Origin of the sequence: Bradyrhizobium canariense, from assembly GCF_018130465.1 — a bacterium.
In the GTDB taxonomy this organism is placed as follows: domain Bacteria; phylum Pseudomonadota; class Alphaproteobacteria; order Rhizobiales; family Xanthobacteraceae; genus Bradyrhizobium; species Bradyrhizobium canariense_C.
Window position 1 is genome coordinate 818,414 of record NZ_JAFCKJ010000003.1, and the last position, 20,348, is coordinate 838,761.

Annotated in this window: 18 protein-coding genes; 6 read left to right on the forward strand and 12 right to left on the reverse strand. The window is 64.4% G+C overall.

What is annotated here, in order from left to right; genetic code table 11:
• Positions 1-106: 106 nt before the first annotated feature.
• From JQ591_RS12775 to JQ591_RS12800, 6 genes are all read right to left on the reverse strand, one after another.
• Complete coding sequence (locus tag JQ591_RS12775; RefSeq protein ID WP_211396315.1) at positions 107-586, reverse strand: MaoC family dehydratase; 480 nt, start codon at positions 584-586, stop codon at positions 107-109.
• Positions 587-2,305 (reverse strand): AMP-binding protein, encoded by a 1,719-nt coding sequence (locus JQ591_RS12780; protein ID WP_211396316.1) that lies wholly within the window; start codon positions 2,303-2,305, stop codon positions 587-589.
• Positions 2,305-3,210, reverse strand: coding sequence for a 3-hydroxyisobutyrate dehydrogenase (gene mmsB / locus JQ591_RS12785; RefSeq protein WP_349630379.1), 906 nt, complete (start codon positions 3,208-3,210; stop codon positions 2,305-2,307). Before mmsB ends, JQ591_RS12780 begins: the two co-directional genes overlap by 1 nt.
• Positions 3,211-3,225: 15 nt before the next feature.
• Positions 3,226-4,293 carry an enoyl-CoA hydratase/isomerase family protein gene (locus JQ591_RS12790; RefSeq protein ID WP_211396318.1) on the reverse strand — a complete coding sequence of 356 codons (1,068 nt, stop codon included), beginning with the start codon at positions 4,291-4,293 and terminating at the stop codon, positions 3,226-3,228.
• Positions 4,290-5,435: an isobutyryl-CoA dehydrogenase gene (locus JQ591_RS12795; protein WP_211396319.1), complete on the reverse strand. Its 1,146-nt coding sequence runs from the start codon at positions 5,433-5,435 to the stop codon at positions 4,290-4,292. Before JQ591_RS12795 ends, JQ591_RS12790 begins: the two co-directional genes overlap by 4 nt.
• Positions 5,436-5,559: 124 nt before the next feature.
• A complete protein-coding gene (locus JQ591_RS12800) occupies positions 5,560-7,056 on the reverse strand; it encodes a CoA-acylating methylmalonate-semialdehyde dehydrogenase (protein WP_211396320.1) in 1,497 nt (498 codons plus the stop codon).
• Between the two features lie 102 nt (positions 7,057-7,158).
• On the opposite strand from JQ591_RS12800, the gene JQ591_RS12805 reads away from it, so the two are divergent.
• Complete coding sequence (locus JQ591_RS12805) at positions 7,159-8,067, forward strand: LysR family transcriptional regulator (protein ID WP_211396321.1); 909 nt, start codon at positions 7,159-7,161, stop codon at positions 8,065-8,067.
• Positions 8,068-8,222: 155 nt separating this feature from the next.
• Here JQ591_RS12805 and JQ591_RS12810 read toward each other — a convergent pair whose 3' ends face one another.
• Positions 8,223-8,843 carry a TetR/AcrR family transcriptional regulator gene (locus JQ591_RS12810; protein ID WP_211396322.1) on the reverse strand — a complete coding sequence of 207 codons (621 nt, stop codon included), beginning with the start codon at positions 8,841-8,843 and terminating at the stop codon, positions 8,223-8,225.
• Between the two features lie 64 nt (positions 8,844-8,907).
• Positions 8,908-9,441 (reverse strand): PaaI family thioesterase, encoded by a 534-nt coding sequence (locus JQ591_RS12815; RefSeq protein ID WP_211396323.1) that lies wholly within the window; start codon positions 9,439-9,441, stop codon positions 8,908-8,910.
• 154 nt (positions 9,442-9,595) lie between these two features.
• Between JQ591_RS12815 and JQ591_RS12820 the strand changes: the two genes are divergently transcribed.
• The 3 genes from JQ591_RS12820 to JQ591_RS12830 all read left to right on the forward strand — a co-directional run bounded on the left by JQ591_RS12820 (position 9,596) and on the right by JQ591_RS12830 (position 13,272).
• Positions 9,596-10,366 (forward strand): enoyl-CoA hydratase, encoded by a 771-nt coding sequence (locus JQ591_RS12820; protein ID WP_211396324.1) that lies wholly within the window; start codon positions 9,596-9,598, stop codon positions 10,364-10,366.
• A gap of 288 nt (positions 10,367-10,654) precedes the next feature.
• Complete coding sequence (locus JQ591_RS12825) at positions 10,655-11,851, forward strand: acetyl-CoA C-acyltransferase (protein WP_211396325.1); 1,197 nt, start codon at positions 10,655-10,657, stop codon at positions 11,849-11,851.
• A 125-nt stretch (positions 11,852-11,976) separates the two neighbouring features.
• Complete coding sequence (locus JQ591_RS12830; protein WP_211396326.1) at positions 11,977-13,272, forward strand: MFS transporter; 1,296 nt, start codon at positions 11,977-11,979, stop codon at positions 13,270-13,272.
• On the opposite strand, the gene JQ591_RS12835 is transcribed toward JQ591_RS12830, so the two are convergent.
• From JQ591_RS12835 to JQ591_RS12845, 3 genes are all read right to left on the reverse strand, one after another.
• Positions 13,269-14,672 (reverse strand): carbohydrate porin, encoded by a 1,404-nt coding sequence (locus JQ591_RS12835; protein ID WP_211396327.1) that lies wholly within the window; start codon positions 14,670-14,672, stop codon positions 13,269-13,271. The two genes, JQ591_RS12830 and JQ591_RS12835, sit on opposite strands and share 4 nt — an antisense overlap.
• Before the next feature lie 22 nt (positions 14,673-14,694).
• On the reverse strand, positions 14,695-15,711 hold the full coding sequence (locus JQ591_RS12840) for a transporter (protein ID WP_211396328.1): 1,017 nt from the start codon (positions 15,709-15,711) through the stop codon (positions 14,695-14,697).
• A 110-nt stretch (positions 15,712-15,821) separates the two neighbouring features.
• Positions 15,822-16,604, reverse strand: a complete 783-nt coding sequence (locus tag JQ591_RS12845) for an acetoacetate decarboxylase (protein ID WP_211396329.1) — start codon at positions 16,602-16,604, stop codon at positions 15,822-15,824.
• Between the two features lie 230 nt (positions 16,605-16,834).
• Between JQ591_RS12845 and JQ591_RS12850 the strand changes: the two genes are divergently transcribed.
• Complete coding sequence (locus JQ591_RS12850) at positions 16,835-17,998, forward strand: patatin-like phospholipase family protein (protein ID WP_211396330.1); 1,164 nt, start codon at positions 16,835-16,837, stop codon at positions 17,996-17,998.
• Positions 17,999-18,144: 146 nt separating this feature from the next.
• On the opposite strand, the gene JQ591_RS12855 is transcribed toward JQ591_RS12850, so the two are convergent.
• Positions 18,145-18,942, reverse strand: a complete 798-nt coding sequence (locus JQ591_RS12855; RefSeq protein ID WP_211396331.1) for an IclR family transcriptional regulator — start codon at positions 18,940-18,942, stop codon at positions 18,145-18,147.
• A gap of 238 nt (positions 18,943-19,180) precedes the next feature.
• Between JQ591_RS12855 and JQ591_RS12860 the strand changes: the two genes are divergently transcribed.
• Positions 19,181-20,341: an aminotransferase class V-fold PLP-dependent enzyme gene (locus JQ591_RS12860; RefSeq protein ID WP_211396332.1), complete on the forward strand. Its 1,161-nt coding sequence runs from the start codon at positions 19,181-19,183 to the stop codon at positions 20,339-20,341.
• The last annotated feature ends 7 nt before the right edge of the window (positions 20,342-20,348 follow it).

Sequence of the window (20,348 nt, forward strand, 5' to 3'; positions counted from 1 at the left end):
AATTTCGCCACCCTCTCCCGCGGGGGAGAGGGTGCACCGAGCGCGATCTGGACAGCTTTTTGACCAGCGATGGGTTGCCGGGTCAAGCCCGGCCATGCCGGCCGCTTCAGGCGAAATAGATCAACCCCAGCCACTCCGCGACCAGCGCTGGCTTGTCCTCGCCTTCGATCTCCACCGTGACGTTGGTGCGCGACTGCAATTCATTCGGCTTGCGCAGCTTGGCTTCCGCCAGCACGAAACGGCCGCGAACGCGCTTTCCCGAACGCACCGGCGAGATGAAACGCAGCTTGTCGAAACCGTAATTGACGCCCATCGTGGTGCCCGCGATGACGGGCATCACCTCGTAGGACATGATCGACAGCAGCGACATCGTCAGGAAACCGTGCGCGATGGTGGCGCCGAACGCCGTCTCCTTCCTGGCCCTTTCAGGGTCGATGTGAATGAACTGATGATCCTCGATCACATCGGCGTAGGTGTCGATACGGGGTTGGTCGATCAGGTGCCACGACGACACGCCGATCTCCTTGCCGACCATGGCTTGATAGGCCTGAAGCGTAATCGGCGGCTTCTTCCAGACTTCGTTCACTTAGGTCTCGCTCCGTGTTTTCGGCAACTCCGGAAAATCCTCCTCGCGGAATTCCCGGCCGCGCAGCGGATCGTTGCGATCATCGTCGCGCTCCAGCCGTCGTAACTGCACGCGGCGGATTTTGCCAGAGATCGTCTTCGGCAGCTCGGTAACGATTTCGAGGCGGCGGATGCGCTTGAACGGCGCAAGGCGCGTGTGCAGATGCTTGAAGATGGAGAGCGCGGTTTCCGGCGAGCGCTCCGCGCCGGATGTCAGCAGCACAAAGGCCTTGGGGATCGCGAGCCGGATCGGATCCGGGCTTGGTACCACGGCGGCTTCTGCGACGAGCTCGTGCTCGAGCAACACGCTCTCGAGCTCGAACGGGCTGATGCGATAGTCGGAGGATTTGAACACGTCGTCGGACCGGCCGACGAAGGTGAGATAACCATCGTCGTCTTCGAACACGACGTCGCCGCTGCGATAGAGCTCGCCTTCGGCGCCAGACAGCCTGCCGTCGTCGCCCTGATAGCCCTGCATCAAGCCGGCGGGACGCTCACGACCCAACAGCAGCGTCACTTCACCCTCCTTGGCAGGGTTGCCGTCGGCGTCGCTGACCTGCACGCGATAGCCCGGCAGCGGCCGCCCCATCGAACCGACCTTGATTGCTTGGCCCGGCGAGTTGCCGGCGAGCGCGGTCGTTTCAGTCTGCCCGTAACCGTCGCGGATGGTGAGGCCCCAGGCGGCCTGCACCTGGTCGATCACTTCAGGATTGAGCGGCTCGCCGGCGCCGCAGACCTCGCGCAGCGCCACCTTGAAAGCTGCGAGGTTCTCCTGAATGAACAGCCGCCACACCGTCGGCGGCGCGCACAATGTGGTGACGCCGCAGCGGCCGATGGTGGCAAGCAGCCCCTTCGCATCAAAGCGCGGCTGGTTGACCACAAACACGGTCGCGCCCGCATTCCACGGCGCGAAGAAGCAGCTCCAGGCGTGCTTGGCCCAGCCGGGCGAGGAGATGTTGAGATGGACGTCGCCCGGCTTCAACCCGATCCAGTACATGGTCGAGAGATGGCCGACGGGATAACTGCGCTGGCTGTGCCGCACCAGCTTCGGCTTTGCCGTGGTGCCCGAGGTGAAATAGAGCAGCATCGGATCGTCGGCGTTGGTCGGGCCATCGGCGGCAAAGCTCTCCGACGCCTTTGCCGCGTCATCATAGGAAAGCCAGCCCTCGGAGGCCTCGCCGACGACGATGCGGACGATATTTTCGGCACCAAGACTTGCGAACTTCGCAACCTGGTCCTGCGCTGCCACCACCGCCTTCGCCTTGCCGCGATCGAGTCGGTCGCGGAGTTCGTCGGCGGTGAGCAGCGTCGTCGCGGGAATCACGACGACGCCGAGCTTCATCGCGGCCAGCATCGTCTCCCACAGCGGAACGACATTGCCGAGCAGCAGCAGGAGGTGATCGCCGCGCTTCAGGCCCTGCGCGCGGAGGAAGTTCGCGACCTGGTTGGAGCGGCGCGACAACGCCCCGAACGAGAGCTTGGTCTGCCGGTCCTGTGCGGCATCGACGATCCAGAGCGCAGGACGATCCTTGCTGTCCGCATTCGCCGCCAGCTCGGCGTCGAACCAGTCGAGCGCCCAGTTGAAGGGAGCCGGATCGGGCCAGCGGAAGCCTTTGACCGCTGTCTCGTAGTCCGTGCGGTTGTGAAGCAGAAACGCGCGCGCTTCCTGAAATGTCGTCATTAGGCTTTCCCGGCCAGCCCCCTAACGTGCTCGATAATTCCGGAAAAATCCACCCCGCCCTGACCGGCCTTATCGAATGCCTGGTAAATTTCCTGCGCGTGCCGGCCGAGCGGCGTTGCCGCGCCAGCAGCCTTCGCCGCGTCCTGCGCCAGCGTCAGATCCTTCACCATCAGCGCGGAAGCAAAACCCGGCTTGTAGTCGTTGTTGGCGGGCGAGGTCGGCACCGGCCCGGGCACCGGGCAATAGGTCGTCAGCGACCAGCACTGGCCCGACGAGGTCGAGGCGACGTCGAACAGCGCCTGGTGCGAGAGCCCAAGCTTCTCAGCCAGCGCAAACGCTTCGCTGACCGCGATCATGGAAATGCCGAGGATCATGTTGTTGCAGATCTTTGCCGCCTGGCCCGCGCCGGCGCCGCCGCAATGGACGATCTTCTTGCCCATGTTCTCCAGCACGGGCTTTGCCGCGGCAAACGCGCTCTCCTCGCCCCCGCACATGAAGGTGAGCGTCGCACCCTTGGCGCCGCCGGTGCCGCCGGAGACCGGCGCGTCGACCGCGAGCACGCCGTTCTTGGCCGCCAGCGCATGCGCCTGACGCGCGCTCTCGACGTCGATGGTGGAGCTGTCGATGATCAGCGCGCCCTTGGTCATCGCGGGAACGACCTCGCCCCACACGCCGAGCACATGCTTGCCGGCCGGCAGCATGGTGACGACCACATCGGCGCCTTTCACGGCGTCTGCAGCGCTCCCGGCGATGCCGGCACCGTCGGCTTTGGCCTGGTTGCGGGAGGCCTCGGCGAGGTCGAAAGCGACGACCTTGTGGCCGGCCTTGACCAGATTGGCGGCCATGGGGCCGCCCATGTTGCCGAGACCGATGAATGCGATCGTGGCCATCTTCATTTCCTCCACTGAACGTTTCGTTGATTAGTCGAACTTCAATTCGTCGACGCCAATCTCGGCGAGATACTGCGCAAGCATATCCGGCGTGACGTCCTCGATCCGCGACGGCGACCAGGTCGGATTGCGGTCCTTGTCGATCACGGCTGCGCGCACGCCTTCGCGAAAGTCGTCGCTGCGGAAGACTTCCAGCGCAGCTCGGTATTCGCGCACCAGGCACTCCTCCAGGCTCGACGCGGTGCGAGCCAGCCGCAAAAGCTTCAGCGTCACCACCATGCCGCGCGGCGATTTTTCGTTGAGCGTCTTCAATGTTGCCAGCGCGAACTCCGAGCCGTCGCGCTTCAGCGCGGCAAGGATGTCTTCCATGCGGTCGAAGCCGAACAATGCGTCGATCGCCGGCTCTTTTGCGGCGACCGGACCCGCGGTTTCCCCCGTCGCAAAACCTTTGATAAGGTTGCTGACATCGGCCGCGGTCACGCCCTGGCGAACCTTGGTCAGCGCGTCGCGCAACTCCGGCCATTTGGCAGCCGGCACCATCGCGTCGGCAAACCTTGCGTGGATCGCATCGGGGCCGTTCATGGTCTGGCCGGTCAGGCCGAAATAGCTGCCGATCTCGCCCGGCGAGCGTGACAACAGATAGGTGCCGCCGACATCGGGGAAGAAACCGAGCCCAACCTCGGGCATCGCGAGCCTGGTGCGGTCGGTGACGACGCGATGGCTCGCATGGGCCGAGAGTCCGACGCCGCCCCCCATCACGATGCCGTCCATGAAGGCGACATAGGGTTTTGGGAACTTCTTGATCCGGGCGTTGAGGATGTACTCCTCCCGCCACAGGATCTTGCCGAGGTCACCATTGACCTTCGAGCTCTCCCAGAGCGTGCGGATGTCACCGCCGGCACACAGGCCGCGCTCGCCTGCACCTTCCAGCACGATCACGGCGACGGCCGGCTCGGTCGCGAAGCGGTCGAGCGCCTTGTCGATGTCGCGAAACATCTCAAGCGTCACGGCGTTGATCGCCTTGGGGCGGTTGAGCCTGATAACGCCGGCCGAGCCCTCGACCTGTGCGACCAGATCGCCCTCGTCCACCACGCTCATCGGGCGCCCTCGATCAATTTGCGCGCCACGATGAGCCGCATGATTTCATTGGTGCCTTCGAGAATCTGGTGCACGCGCAGATCGCGCACGATCTTCTCGATGCCGTATTCGCTGAGGTAACCGTAACCCCCATGAAGCTGGAGCGCCTGGTTGGCAACCTCGAAACCGGCATCCGTGCCGAACCGCTTCGCCATCGCGCAGAGCATGGTGGCATCGGGGTCTTTCCGATCGAGCGCCGCCGCGGCCCGCCACAGGAAGGTGCGCGCGGCCTCGAGCTCGATCGCCATGTCGGCGAGGCGGAACTGCAGCGCCTGGAACTCGTCGAGCCGTTTGCCGAAGGCCTTGCGCTCCTTCATGTAGGCGCGCGCCTTGTCGAGCGCGGTCTGCGCGCCACCGAGCGAGCACGCCGTGATGTTGAGACGCCCGCCGTCGAGGCCCGCCATCGCGATCTTGAAGCCGACGCCCTCCTCGCTCAGCCGGTTGGCGACCGGCACGCGGGCGTTCTCGAAGATCACGGCGCGCGTCGGCTGCGCGTTCCAGCCCATCTTGCGCTCGTTGGCGCCGAAGGAGACGCCCGGCGTGTTACCGTCGATCACGAGCGTCGAGATGCCGCCGGGGCCATCGGCGCCGGTGCGCACCATCGCGACCAGGAGATCGGTGCCGCCGGCACCGGAGATGAACTGCTTCTGGCCGTTGAGGACGTAGTGATCGCCGTCGCGCACGGCGCGGGTGCGGAGCGCTGCCGCGTCCGAGCCGGCGCCGGGCTCGGTCAGGCAGTAGCTTGCGATCAGCTCCATGGTGCAGAGCTTTGGCAGCCATTTGTGGCGCTGGGTGTCGCTGCCGTAGGCATCGATCATCCAGGACGCCATGTTGTGGATGGAGATGAAGGCCGAGGTGGTCGGACAGCCCGTCGCCAGCGCCTCGAAGATCAGCGCCGCGTCGAACCGCGTCATGGCGGAGCCGCCGACATCCTCGCGGATGTAGATACCGCCCATGCCGAGTGTCGCCGCCTCGCGCATCACGTCGACGGGGAAATGTTTCTCCTCGTCCCAGCGCAGCGCGTGCGGCGCGATCTTTTCCGCCGCAAAGGCCAACGCCATGTCGCGAACCGCGATCTGATCCTCGTTCAGAGCGAACTGCATGCTGGGCTGCTACCCTTTCACCCCATCGTCATTGCGAGCGCAGCGAAGCAATCCAGTATCCCTCCGCAGAGACAGTCTGGACTGCTTCGTCGCAAGAGCTCCTCGCAATGACGGCTGAGGGAGTTTACTTCATCAGCGGGATCGAGAACTCCGCACCTTCCTTGACGCCGGACGGCCAGCGAGAGGTCACCGTCTTGGTCTTGGTGTAGAAGCGGACCGAGTCCGGGCCGTGCTGGTTGAGATCGCCGAAGCCCGACTTCTTCCAGCCGCCGAAGGTGTAATAGGCGATCGGCACCGGGATCGGCACGTTGATCCCGACCATGCCGACGTTCACCTTGGCTGCAAAGTCGCGCGCCGCGTCGCCGTCGCGGGTGAAGATCGCAACGCCGTTGCCGTAATCATGCTCCGACGGCAGCGCCAGCGCTTCCTTGTAATCGTGCGCGCGCACGACCGAGAGCACGGGGCCAAAGATCTCTTCCTTGTAGATCCGCATGTCCTTGGTGACGTTGTCGAACAGCGAACCACCGAGATAGAAGCCGTTTTCGTAGCCCTGCATCTTGAAACCGCGGCCGTCGACGGCGAGCGTCGCGCCTTCCTTGATGCCGATGTCGATGTAGCCCTTGACCTTCTCGACCGCCTCGCGCGTCACCAGCGGACCGTAATCGGCGGACGGATCGATCGAGGTGCCGATCTTGAGCGACTCGACGCGCGGAATCAGCTTTTCCATCAGGCGGTCGGCGGTGGACTTGCCGACGGGGACCGCGACGGATACGGCCATGCAGCGTTCGCCGGCCGAACCGTAGCCGGCGCCGATCAGTGCGTCGACCGCCTGGTCCATGTCGGCGTCGGGCATGATGATGGCGTGGTTCTTGGCGCCGCCAAAACACTGGCAGCGCTTGCCGGTCTGCGCGGCGCGCTCGTAGATGTATTGCGCGATCGGCGTGGAGCCGACGAAGCCCACCGCCTTGATATCGGGATCGTCGAGGATGGCGTCGACCGCTTCCTTGTCGCCGTTCACGACATTGAGGATGCCGGCCGGCAGGCCCGCCTCGATCATCAGCTCCGCGAGCATCATCGGCACGCCGGGATCGCGCTCCGACGGCTTCAGGATGAAGGCGTTGCCGCAGGCGATCGCAGGGGCGAACTTCCACATCGGGATCATCGCCGGGAAATTGAACGGCGTGATGCCGGCGACGACGCCGAGCGCCTGGCGCATCGAGTAGATGTCAATGCCGGGGCCGGCGCCTTCGGTGTATTCGCCCTTCATCAGATGCGGGATACCGCAGGCGAATTCCGCGACTTCGAGGCCGCGCTGGATGTCGCCCTTGGCGTCAGGAACGGTCTTGCCGTGCTCGCGGGCGAGCAGTTCGGCGAGCTTGTCGTAGTCGCGCTGCACCAGCTCGACGAACTTCATCATGACGCGGGCGCGGCGCTGCGGGTTGGTCGCGGCCCATTCCGGCTGCGCGGCGCGGGCGTTTTCCACGGCGGTGCGGACCTCGGCCTTGGACGCCAGCGCCACCTTGGCCTGGACGTCACCGGTCATCGGCTCGAAAACGTCGGCGGTGCGGCCCGAGGTGCCCTTGACCTCCTTGCCACCGATAAAATGTCCGATTGAACGCATGGGATAATCTCCTTGAGGCCGAGGCCGATCGCTTTGACAAATCCTATCAACCTGCATTTTATAGGATTCAAGTCTGAGATAATGCACCATAGATGTGCGAAAATGCTGGATCAAGGTAGCATCGACTGGGACGACTTCCGCTTCGTGCTGGCCATCGTGCGGGGCGGCTCGGTTTCGGCTGCGGCAAAACAGCTCGGTGTCGACCATGCCACCGTAATCCGCCGCGTCGACCGGCTGGAGAAGCACCTGTCGGCAAAGCTGTTTGACCGGCGCAAGACCGGCTACCTGCTGACAGAGGCCGGCCAGCGCGTCGCCGACAGCGCGGAAGCCATGGAATCGACCATCGTCGCCAACCAGGAGCAGGTCGGCGGGTCGGTGGCGCGGTTGACCGGCACTGTGCGGATCGGCGCCCCCGACGGTTTTGGGACCGCGTTCCTGGCGCCGCGGCTCGCGCCCTTCGCCGACCGCTATCCCGACCTCGATCTGCAACTGGTCGCGACCGCACGACTGTTCAGTCTCTCCAAGCGCGAGGCCGATATCGCCATCAGCCTGACCATGCCGAAGGAAGGCCGCATCGTCGGCCGCAAGCTACTCGACTACCGCCTCGGACTCTATGCCGCGCCCGCCTATCTCGACCGATTCCCGAAAATCACCTCGCGCGAGGTCCTGCCTCAGCACCGCTTCGTCGGCTATATCGAGGAGCTGCTGTTCACGCCCGAGCTCGACTATCTGCCGCAGGTGTCGCCGAAGATCTCCGCACGCTTGCGCAGCGCCAACCTGATCGCGCAACTCAACGCCACGCTCGCCGGTTTCGGTATCGCCGTCCTGCCGCACTTCATGGCGGCCGACTATCCGCAACTGATTGCGGTGCTGACGGAAGAGGTCTCGATCACCCGCACCTTCTGGATGCTGATGCACGCCGACAGCAAGGACCTTGCGCGGATCCGCGCGGTGGCGGATTATATTTCCGAGATTGTGGAGCGCGAGCGGGCGCTGTTTGCGGGGCGATGAACCGGGGGTGTTGAGAGCGCAACCGCCAGACCCTCATGGTGAGGAGGCGCGAAGCGCCGTCTCGAACCATGCAGGCCCACATCTCACCTGCGCCATCCTTCGAGACGACCGCTGCGCGGTCTCCTCAGGATGAGGTCCGGAGCCTCTGGCTGTCGCTAATTCTGCTTCGCCTTCTTCGCAGCCGCCACCTTCGGCTCACGCTTTGCGCCATCGAGCGCGCTGTCCTTGCCGGTCTTCAGCACCTCGTCCGACAGCTCGCTCGAGCCGGCGATGCGCGCGAGCAGCATGGTGCCGGCCATGGTCGCCAGCGTCGCGATCGCCTGCTTGCGCGCGGCCTTGCGCGGCAGATTCGGGATGAAGTCGGTCATCATCTCGATCATCTCGTCGAGCTTGCCGGCAAAGGCCTTTCGCGTCTTCGGGCTCTCGCGGGCGATCTCGGCACCGAGCGCGGGGATCGAGCAGCCGTGACCGGGGTTGTCGCGATGCACCGTCGAGAGATAGGTCTCGACGATCTGGGCGAGCTGCTTCTCCGGCGCGACCTGATCGGATTGCTTGCGCCAGTGCTCCATCGAGCGGTCCATGGCGTAGTCAAACGCCTCGATCACCAGCGCCTCGCGGGAATCGAAATGGGCGTAGAAGCCGCCATGGGTCAGGCCAGCTTCCTTCATGAGGTCGGCGACGCCGATGCCGTGGGCGCCCTTTTCGCGCAGCCGCACGGAGGCCTTCTTCACGATACGGTCGTGGGTTTCCTGCTTGTGTTCCCTGGAATAGCGCATGCGAGTCTCATTGAATGTCGAAGATCATTTTATAACACAGAAATGGACCAAGCGGTGCATTAATTCATGTTAAGACATTGCCGATCATCGAAAAGGTTGCAGTTGCATGGACCGCGAGCGCACCCTTGCCGTCGCGCACAAAGCCCTCGGTGTAGCTGCTCTGGCGTCCCAGCTTGATCACTTTACCTTCGGCCGAGATCAGCCCCGAACGGACCGAGAGCGGACGCAGGAACGTCATCTTCAGGTCGAGGGTCACCGAACCCTGCCCTGCTTCCAACCGGGTCGAGATCGCACACCCCATCGCGGTGTCGATCAGCGCCGCGGCGGTCGCCCCGTGCAGCAGGCCGATGGTATTTTCGAGATCTTCGCGCGGCTCCAGTTCCATCACGATCCGGCCCGGTTCGACCACGGCCATGGTGAAACCGATCAGCTTGGCGAACGGCGGCGGCGGCAGCCGTCCGTCGCGGATGCCCAGCATGGCGTCCATGCCTGACAGCCCCATGGCCGCCTTTGCGACCGGCGCGGGCACTTGCCAGTCCACCACACGCTCGCGACGTTGCGCAGGCGAAAACAGGTCGAGTTGGCCGTTGCAGGTCATGGCGGTCCCTTGGTATGACATATATCATACTATCCCGCGGACTTCGCGCTGGCAACTCCGCCTCCCCAACGCTTGACAACCAATGCGTTTCGGCCCGGAACTGATCCCGACCGGCGTACTCTTGCGCACGTCCACGAAACTCAGAGATCCCATCATGGAAATGCTCAACCACCACTGCGGCGTGACGCGCGATGCGCGCGGCGTTGTTCACGTCACGATCTGCAACGCCGGCTCGCTCAATATCCTCGGCTCGCCTGTGACCGATGCGGTGCGCGAAGGTCTCCAGCAGCTTGGCCCCGACCGCAGCATCCGCGTCGTGGTGCTGCGCGGCCAAAGCGAGAAGAGCATGATCGGCGGCGCCGATATCAAGGAGATGGCCAAGCTCGACCAGCCATCGGCCGAAGCCTTCATCAGTCGTCTGCGCGATCTCTGCGAAGCAGTGCGCGCTTTCCCGGCCCCCGTGATCGCACGCATGCCCGGCTGGTGCCTCGGCGGCGGGCTCGAGGTTGCCGCCGCCTGCGATTTCCGGATCGCCGCGCATGATGCGCATTTCGGCATGCCGGAGGTGCGCGTCGGCATTCCCTCGGTGATCCACGCCGCGCTGCTGCCGCGCCTGATCGGCTGGGCCCGCGCCCGCTGGCTGGTGATGACCGCCGAAAACATCGACGCGCCCACGGCGCTGGCGTGGGGACTGGTCGACAAGGTCGCACCGGAGGGCGGGCTGGACGCTGCCGTCGAGCATCTTGTGACGGCGCTGCTCGAATGCGGCCCCGAGGCGCTGCGGTCGCAGAAAGCGCTGCTGCGGCAATGGGAGGAGCTGCCGCTGACGGAGTCGGTGAATTTGAGCGTAAAAGTGTTCGGCGAGTCGTTCCTGACCGACGAGCCGACGCGGCTGATGCAGGCGTTCGTGAATCGAAAGCGGTAGGTTGCCTCCATACTCACGGTGTCATGCCCCGGCTTGACCGGGGCATCCAGTACGCCGCGGCTTCTCAGTATCCCCGCGCCGCCTCTGGAATACTGGACCGCCTGCTTTCGCGGGCGATGACAGCGTGGTGTTAGGCAGCAGGGAGCGGACAGCACCAACCTCCTCCGATCGAACGCCCAAATCTCATCCGAACCACGACAAATTCTCATGCCGGACGCGGTTGCATTTCTTGCGCTGCATCATATGATGGTTATAATCTTATTGACCGATCACCGCAGGGAGTCCCCCATGGCCGAAGTCGCCGATCCCGTCGTCATCGTCTCCGCCGTCCGTAGCCCGCTCGGCCGTTTCATGGGCGAGCTGTCGCCGCTCCCCGCGCACAAGCTCGGATCGCATGTGATCGGCGCGGCACTGGAGCGAGCGAAGCTTGCGCCGGAGAAGATCGACGAGGTCTTCATGGGCTGCGTGCTGCCGGCCGGCCAGGGCCAGGCTCCGGCGCGCCAGGCCGCACGAGCGGCCGGCCTGCCCGATGCCACCGGCGCCACCACCGTCAACAAGGTCTGCGGCTCCGGCATGAAGGCGACCATGCTGGCACACGACATCATTCGCGCCGGCTCGGCCGAGATCGTCGTCTCCGGCGGCATGGAAAGCATGAGCAACGCGCCATATCTCCTCGCCAAGGCGCGCGGTGGCTATCGCGCCGGACATGACCGCATCATCGACCACATGATGATGGACGGGCTGGAAGACGCTTACGAGACCGGCCGCTCCATGGGCGATTTCGGCGAAGCGACCGCAGAGGCCTACCAGTTCACCCGCAAGGACCAGGATGCCTATGCGATGGAAACGCTCAGCCGCGCCCGCAAGGCGGTCGAGGGCGGCGCGTTCAAGGCGGAGATCGCGCCGATCACGCTGAGCGAGAAGGCAGGCCCCCGCATTGTCGCCAATGACGAGCATCCGCTGAAGGTCGATCCCGCAAAAATCCCAGGGCTGAAGCCGGCGTTCCGCGCCAACGGCACCATCACGCCGGCGGCTTCCTCCGCCAACGCCGACGGCGCCGCGGCGCTGCTGCTGACCAAGCGCTCGCTCGCCGATCGGGGCGGCCTGCCTGTTCTGGCGGAGATCAAGGGTCACGCCACCCATAGCCAGGAGCCGCAGTGGTTCACCACGGCGCCGATCCCGGCGATCCGCAAGCTGCTCGACAAGGTCGGCTGGAGTGCCGACGATGTCGATCTGTTCGAGATCAACGAAGCCTTCGCCGTGGTGGCGATGGCAGCGCAGCGCGATCTCGGCATTCCCCGCGACAAGCTCAACGTCAACGGCGGCGCCTGCGCGCTCGGCCATCCCATCGGCGCCACCGGCGCACGGCTGATCGTGACACTGCTGCATGCGCTCGAGGCGCGAAACCTCAAGCGCGGCGTGGCGGCGCTCTGCATCGGCGGCGGCGAAGCCACAGCGATCGCGGTGGAGCGCCTGACGCACTGACGTAAAAGTCCGGAAATGAGGGAACTCCATCATTTCCGACAGACGAGTCCCGTGCCATCCTGCAAGCTCGCGCAGGTGTTTCAAGAGCAGGTGTTTCAAAACCTGCCCATCAAGATTGAGGCCCAATGATCTCGAACTGGCTCGCGGCAACACTCGGCCGCCGCAATATCCACTACGGCTGGGTGATGGTCGGCGTGACCTTCCTCACCGCGCTGATCAGCGCCGGCACGGTCGGCGCGCCCGGCGTGTTCATCGTTCCGCTTCAGAAGGAGTTCGGCTGGAGCACGGCGGAGATCTCGTCCGCGCTGTCGATCCGCTTCATCCTGTTCGGGCTGATGGCGCCGTTCGCGGCTGCCCTGCTCAACCGCTACGGCCTGCGCAACGTCACGCTGACCGCGCAGCTCATCGTCGTCTCCGCGCTGGTGCTCTCGCTCGGCATGACCGAGGTGTGGCAGCTCGTGGCGCTGTGGGGCGTCGTGATCGGGATCGGCACCGGCATGACCGCGCTGGTGCTGGGCGCCACCATCGCGACGCGCTGGTTCGCGGCGCGGCGCGGCCTCGTCGTCGGCATCATGACCGCGAGCGTCGCCACCGGCCAGCTCGTGTTCCTGCCGCTGCTCGCAAGCCTCACCGAACGTTTCGGCTGGCGGCTTGCGCTCGGCTTCGTCTGCATCGCACTTGGTGTTTCCGCCCTCGCGGTCCTGCTCGCGATGCGCGACCGTCCGAGCGATGTCGGCCTGCGCCCGTTCGGCGACGAAGGCACCACGCCCCTGCCCGCGCCGCCCGTCAGCCACGGCTCGATCACCGGCGTTGCGCTCGGCACGCTGCGCGACGCCTCGAAGAGCAGCGCGTTCTGGGTCCTGTTTGCGACGTTCTTCGTCTGCGGTGCATCCACCAACGGCCTCGTGCAGGTGCATCTGATCCCGATGTGCCTCGATTTCGGCATCCCGCAGGTGCAGGCCGCGGGCCTGCTGGCTGCGATGGGAATCTTCGACTTCTTCGGCACCATCATGTCGGGCTGGCTGTCGGACCGCTACGACAACCGCTATCTGCTGTTCTGGTATTACGGCCTGCGCGGGCTCTCGCTGATCTTCCTCCCCTTCAGCGATTTCTCGTTCTATGGGCTCTCGATCTTTGCGATGTTCTATGGGCTCGACTGGATCGCAACCGTGCCGCCCACGGTGCGCCTCACCGCGCAGAAATTCGGACCCGAGCGCGCCAACCTGGTGTTCGGCTGGATCTTTGCCGGCCACCAGCTCGGCGCGGGCACCGCCGCCTTCGGCGCCGGTTTCTCGCGGACGGTCTATCAGAGCTACCTGCCAGCCTTCTTCATCGCCGGCGCACTCTGCGTGTTCGCCTCGCTGATCGTGCTGACACTCTCGCGACAACCGAAGCCAAAACCGCAAGCCGCGGTGGCTTAGTACCTGATCGTGGTGGTGACGCCAAAGACTGCGGCGTCACCGATCCGCGAAACTCCGGTCGGATCGTTCGGGTTCGGGATGCCGCCCGAGGGGCGAAACACGTACTGGAAATAAGGTGCGACCAGCCAGCCCGGCTTGATATGCGCCTCGTAGATCATCTCGATCAGCGTCTCGTTGCTGCGCACGGCACTTTGGACGCCCGTGAAGGATTGCGTGTCGAGATCGAGGTTGCGCGCCGTGTTCGAGATGCGCATGTAGGCGGCCGCCACGCCGAAGCGATCGAGCGGACGACCGGGTACGAAGCCGACAAAGCCGATGCCGCCGTCGAGATAGAGATCGATCAGGTTGCGGTCCGGCGGGCTGTAGGCGATGCGGCCGAACGCGGTGACGCCCGGGATCGAGGCCGACGTGCTGTTGTCCTTGACCTCCGGCGGGCGGTAGAGCACCTGCTCGATGACCGCGAAGATTCCGTAATTGCCGCGGAGCTTTGCCGGAGTTCCGCTTCCGCCGGGATCGGCGATCGACAGCCCCTCCGCCGTAAAACGCTGGCTGTCGAAGGAGCCATAATGCTTCCACGCACCCGGCGTGACATTGCCGGCGAGCGGACGGCCGCCGATATCGATGTCGTAGTTGAAGCGAACCTGCCCGATCACCCACGGCGCGTCGTTGACGCGAAAGGCGAGACCATGATGGTCGCGAAGCTGCGGATCGGCATCGCCAGGCCCTGACGGATCGCCGTTGAAGACAGCACCGAACGCGGTGATCTGATCCGTCAGCGCGGCCTTGATGCGAATGCCGGGCACCGCGATCGGCGGCGCCGGGCCGCCGGCCGGAAGGTTGGACGCCTTGATCGCCGGCCAGCCGAACGTGCCGTTGATGAAGAGGTCGTCGGTCTGGCTGTCGAAAAACTCGACATCGGCGGCCTGTTGGCCGGCCCTGATGTTCAGCCTGTCATTGAAGAGGCTCTGCTCGAAATAGGCATTGTAGAGCCGCTGGTCCGGCAACGCCTCGATCTCGCTGATGGTCGCGAGGTTCTGGATGTTGTTGCGCGAGAGCCCGCGACCATAGATGACAAAGGCATTGGCGTAGAAGCGACCACCGGTCCAGCCGACCAGCTTGTCGAGATCGGCATCGACCGACAGATCGAGCCGGCCGAAATGGATGGCGCCGCGCCTAACGCCGCCCGACACATTGCCGATATTGTCGGCGATGTAGGTGGCGCCGAAATTCAGGCCCTTGTTGGCGAGGCCGTCATGCCACGCGTTGAACCATCTTGGAGCCAGCCACTCCGCCGCGCTCTCGTCCTTGGCACCGGCGAGCGCGCTGGTGCTCGCCACCGTCGAGGCCAGCACAATCGCGACCGCATTTCGCAGCGGAATTTGATGAGCAGTCCCGTTCACGACTGGTACCGACTGGCGTGCTTTACTTGAAGATACCGGTGCGCCGCATGAAGAGATAGGCCGCACCGACCGACGAGGCCATCAGGAGAGCCGCCCAGACAAATCCGCTCTCGACGTCGGTCAGCGGCAGGCCCTTGGTGTTCATGCCGAAGATGCCGGTGATCAGCGTCGGCGGCAGCAACAGCGAGGTCACGATCGAGAGCGTGTGGAGGTGGTTGTTGCTCTCCTCCTCGTTCTTGAAACGCAGCTCCTCCTCGAGCAGGCGGCTGCGTTCGCGCAGCTCGACGATATCGTGGTCGAGGCCGTCCAGCCGCTGCGCCAGCTTGCCGGCCTGGATACGCAAGCCCGGCGACAGGTGGTCGGTGTTCTTCTGGTCGAGGCGATGGAACAGCGTACGCAGGCCGGTGAGCTGGCGATGCAGCCTGACGCAAGTCCGGCGCAGCCGGCCGAGATTGCGGCGCATCTCCGGCTTGGCGTCGTCGGCCAGAATCCGCTCCTCGATCTCGTCGATCTCCTGGCCGAGCTTGTCGGCCATCCTATCAAGCGTGTCGGCGACCTCGTCGACGATCTTTTCGAGCAGATGGGCGACGTTGTCGACGCGGTAGCCGCCTTCGAGCACCCGGCGCGTCGCATCCGCCGAGCACAGCGCCTGATGGCGGCCGCTGATCAGGAGCCGCTCGGTCATGGCGAAGCGCAGGAACGCGGTCTCCTCCGTTGCGCTGTCGATGTCGCGCACGAGGTCGGAGAACACGCCGTAGACGCAGTGGTCGATGACGTGAAGCTGCTGGAAGGTGTCGTTGGACAGCAAAAGCTCGCGCGCGAGCGGCGGCAGCTGGGACGCGGCGATCCACGGCCGTGCGCGCGTGTCCGTGAGGTTGAAATGCAGCCAGAGCCGGCCGTCGTGACTGAACTCGATCGGCTGGTCGATCGGCAGCGCCTCGGCACCGCCGTCGCTGTGAAGGCGGAATGCCCACACCAGGCCGGGAATGCCAGGCACGGAATCCGATATCGCGCTGACAAGCTTTGCCGGCTCAGCCATGACCAACCCCAACCGTCAACGAATGCCCCGCTCCGGAAGATGGCTGACGGCATCTTCCGGACCCACGCGGGTACTCAATTACGGCATTGTTACAGTTTGATGATGGCGCCCTACTCGGCCGCCAGCCCGGTCGCGGCCACCGCCTCGGCTTCCCTGATGTAGTCGTGCACGACGCGGCCGAACGGCAGCGTCAGGTCGGCGATGTAATGATGCGCGCCGAGGCAGCGGCGTACCGGGAAATCGGCGACGGGCGCGTTGACATGCGGCACCAGATGCAGCCGGCCGGGCCCCATCCAGGACCCCTTCGGCACGATGTCGATGAGGTTGATCGCGACGAGCTGGCAGATCTCGAGGCGGCCGTCGACGCCGGGGATCATCTTCAGATTGATCTGCGTCTTCGACAACGTCGCCCGGGTCAGATCGCCGTTGCCGGCCATGCTCTCGTGCTTGTAGCCCATCGTGCCCATGGCGACGAGCTGGCCGGCATATTCCAGCGTGCCCGTCAGCGTGTCCTTGACGATCTCGAGTTTGGGATGGGCGTATTTCTTGGGAAAGCCCCAGATCTCGCGACCGGCGGCGATCGGCGGATCATCGTCCAGATACATCTGCGAGACGAAGTTGACATCCTCGCCGTGCAGGCGCGCGGGGATGACGAGGCCGGACTCGGTGTAGCTGCCGAAGCCGGAAGAGTCCGGCATCCTGATCCATTCGTAATGCACGATCGGCTGCTCGATCGGCTCCAGCGGCTCAGGCAGGCCGGCGCGGATCAGGTCCGGATCGGTCTCGTAGGTGATGACGAGGAATTCGCGGTTGACGAAGCGATAGGGCCCGGCCGGATAGCTCGGCCCGGCCGCCGGCATGGACGGAAGTCTCAGCAAATCTTCCCTGCGCATCGCTGGTCTCCTCTCGTGGTGCTCATGTGATGCCCACCCGGCAGCGTCAGGCGGCGATGCAGATTGCTAGCCGCCGTCATTGACTGCGATGTGAAGGATTTCCGTCAGCCGCGCGACCGCAGCCATTCCCAAGGCGGCCATGGTGCATGCAAGCGATGCATCGGCGTAAAAATTGTCATCACGCCGTCACCGCCGGACGCAATCGTCCGGCGAAACAGGAGGCACCGGCCATGGACGCCCGCACATATCAGACCCATCAGCCTTCCTCACGAGGCTGGCGGCCCGAGCGTTGCGACCGCGTCGCGCTGGTGCTGCAAGGCGGCGGCGCGCTCGGCGCTTACCAGGCCGGCGTCTACCAGGCGCTGCACGAGGCCGGCATCGAGCCCGACTGGGTATGCGGCGTCTCGATCGGCGCGATCAACTCCGCCATCATCGCCGGCAACAAGCCGGAGAAGCGGCTCGAGGCGCTGCGCATCTTCTGGGAGCGCATCACCAACCGCAAGATCTGGCACTACACGCCTGACGGAGACATCTTCCGCCAGTGGCGCAATCTCACCAGCGCGTGGATGACGTCGGCGATGGGCCAGCCGGGCTTCTTCAGCCCGCATCAGGTCAATCCCTGGCTGAGCCCGGTCGGCGCCCGGACCGCCACCAGCTATTACGACACGATGCCGCTGAAGGAGAGCCTGCTCGAGCTCGTCGACTTCGACCTCATCAACGAGAAGAAGGTTCGCTTCGCGGTCGGCGCCGTGAACGTGCTCTCCGGCAATTTCATCTATTTCGACAATTCCCATGACGAGATCGAGCCGGAGCACATCATGGCTTCCGGCGCCCTGCCCCCGGCACTGCCGATGGTACGGATCGGCACCGATCATTTCTGGGACGGCGGCATCGTCTCCAACACGCCGCTTCAGCACCTGCTCGACCAGGAAGACGCGCTCAATTCGCTGGTGTTCCAGGTCGACCTGTTCAGCGCACGCGGCGTGCTGCCGCGCTCGATCCAGGACGTGATGGCCCGCCACAAGGACATCATGTATTCCTCGCGCACCCGCCACAACACCGACGTCTACCGCCGAACCCACAACCTCAAGGTCCTGCTCTACAAGGCCTTGGCCAAGCTGCCCGACGAGCAGCTCTCCGAGGAGGAGTGCAAACTCAAGTCGAGCCTGCGCCACATGCCGGAGATCGCGATCCTGCATCTGATCTACCAGCAGAAGGCCTATGAGGGTGACGCCAAGGACCACGAATTCTCGGGCACCTCGATGCGCGAGCACTGGACCTCTGGCTACGAAGACACCAAGCGCACCCTGAAACGCCGCGACTGGATCAAGATGCCCGACGAAGGCATGGGCCTGGTGGTGCACGACGTGCACCGGGAGACGGAGAGCGCGTGAGCAACGCGCCTGCGGGGCGCGCTCAAACAAAAAATGGAAAAACAACCCCATGCACAGTAGCCGGGGCGTGGCGGATCAATGACTTACGCTTTACCGAAACCGATTTGACTCGTCGGGCAAAACAGGAGCAGGATGTCATTCTCGGATCAGCTTTGGACATCTGCGCGATCCTCCTCCTCTACCTGCAGAATGGTCTCCGACAACAGGCCCGCGGCCTTCTGCAGCGGCGCAATGAACCGGTCCAGCTCGGCGAAGCTCACCCGCGCCACCGGCACCGAGACACCGAGGCAAGCAATCAATTCCCGATCCGGTGACAGAATGGGGACGGCGCAGCCCACGACGCCCTTGACGTATTCCTCATTGGTCTTGGCCCAGCCGCGTTGCCGCGTCTCGTCGAGAACCTGCATCAGCGCATGAACGTCGACGATCGTCGTGTCCGTGAACCTGTTCAGCGGTAGCGCGCGGGACAGCCTCGCCCGGATGCGCTCGGGCAGTCTGCTCATGTAGATCTTTCCAGTCGAGGTGCAGTGCAGCGGCGCCGCTTCGCCGGGATTGAACTGAAGACCTTGCGGCTCCGAAACGCGAACGCTGTCGATATAGGCGACGACATTGTCGCGCACGACGCCGATCTCGCACTGCTCGCCGATCTCGCCGGCAACGGCACGCAGCACGGCGTGTCGCCGCGCCGTGCGGAAGGCCGCGCCGATGACAGAGGCGGACAGCGTGACGAGCTGGTTGCCGACAACGTAGCGCTTCGTGCCCAACGCCTTTTGCAGCAGTCCGCGGTCCTCGAGATTTCCGATCAACCGGTGTGCGGTCGGCAACGGCAGCACGAGAGCCTTAGCGATCTCTGCCGCAGACACGGCTTTGCGCTGGTCGGCAACGTGCCGAACGATCGCAAAGGCACGATCAAGCGGCCCATCCTTCTCGATACGCTTCGTCATTTTTTCCACCGGCCAAAATTGGCAGCAAAATCAAGATCAAGGCCAAATACTATCATTTTTCGGAATAAAATATATTGAAATTCGACAAATTCGTTTGTCGAAATCTCGAAAGCACATATTCTCGGCGCTGCCGGTGACTGACTAGAAGTTGTGCAACGCAGTCGCGCCGTTCCGAAAATCTCGCTCCGCCTGATGGCCGCGAGCCAAGTCAGGACGGCGCGCTCAGCAGGAGATGTGCATGTCTCGTCACTACGACGTGGACGCCGTGAGGAAGGAATTCCCCGCCGTCGAACGGATGGTCTATCTGGACTCCGGGTTTCAAACGCCGCTCGCGCGTCCCGTGAAGGCCGCGATCGAGCTCTTCCTTCGCGAGGGTTTCGAGACGGCCGGTCCCAAGAGCGTCTGGCTCGATCGGGTGGAGCAGACTCGCGCCAAGCTCGCCCGCTTGCTCGGTGTCGCCACCGACGAGATTGCCTTCACCAAGAACACCTCCGAGAGCATGAACATCGCGGCCAACGCGCTGCCGCTTCGGCCCGGCGACAATGTCCTGATGATCCATGGCGATCACCCGAACAACGCCTACGCCTTCCTCAATTTGCAACGGAAGGGCATCGAGGTCCGCTTCATCCCGATGACTGAGATGATCGATGCGGACAGTTTTGCGCCCTTCATCGACGAAAACACGCGTGCGATCTCGATGTCGCATGTGACGTTCCACGCCGGTCACCGCTTCGACATCGAGAGCGTTGGCGCGCTGTGCGCCAGCAGGAAGCTCTATTTCATCGTGGACGTGATGCAGGCGATCGGTGTCGTGCCTGTTGATGCGAAGGCGATTGGCGCGAGCTTCGTCGGGTCCGGCAGCCACAAGGGACTGCTCGTGCCGCAAGGGCTCGGGCTGCTCTACTGGGACAAGTCCCTCAGCGAGCTCGAACCGGCCTATCTCGCCGCTGCCAGCCTCGCCGAGATCCCCGATGATCTCATCGCACGTTCCGACCGGATGGCACCCTCGCCGGCCGCCCGGCGCTTCGAGCTCGGCAACTTCAATCTGCCCGCGGTCCATGCGCTCGGCGCCTCCCTCGACATGATCGAGCAGATCGGCGTGCACAACATCCAGAACCACTGCTTCGATCTCGGCGATCACCTGATCGCGCGGCTCGACGAGCTCAACGTCGGCCTGGTCGGCCCGCGCGAGCGTCAGCACCGCGCGCCGCACATCTACGTCATCGCCCTGCCCGCATCGGACTGGCTCGGCCATTTCGAGGACAACGGCGTGCGCGTTTCGCCCGAGCGCGACGGCATCAGGGTCTCGCTCGGCATGTTCAACACTGCTGATGACATCGACCGCCTGGTCGATGTCATCCGCCGGCGCGGCCTCGGACGCCGATCCGCGGCAGCCTGACTCTGAC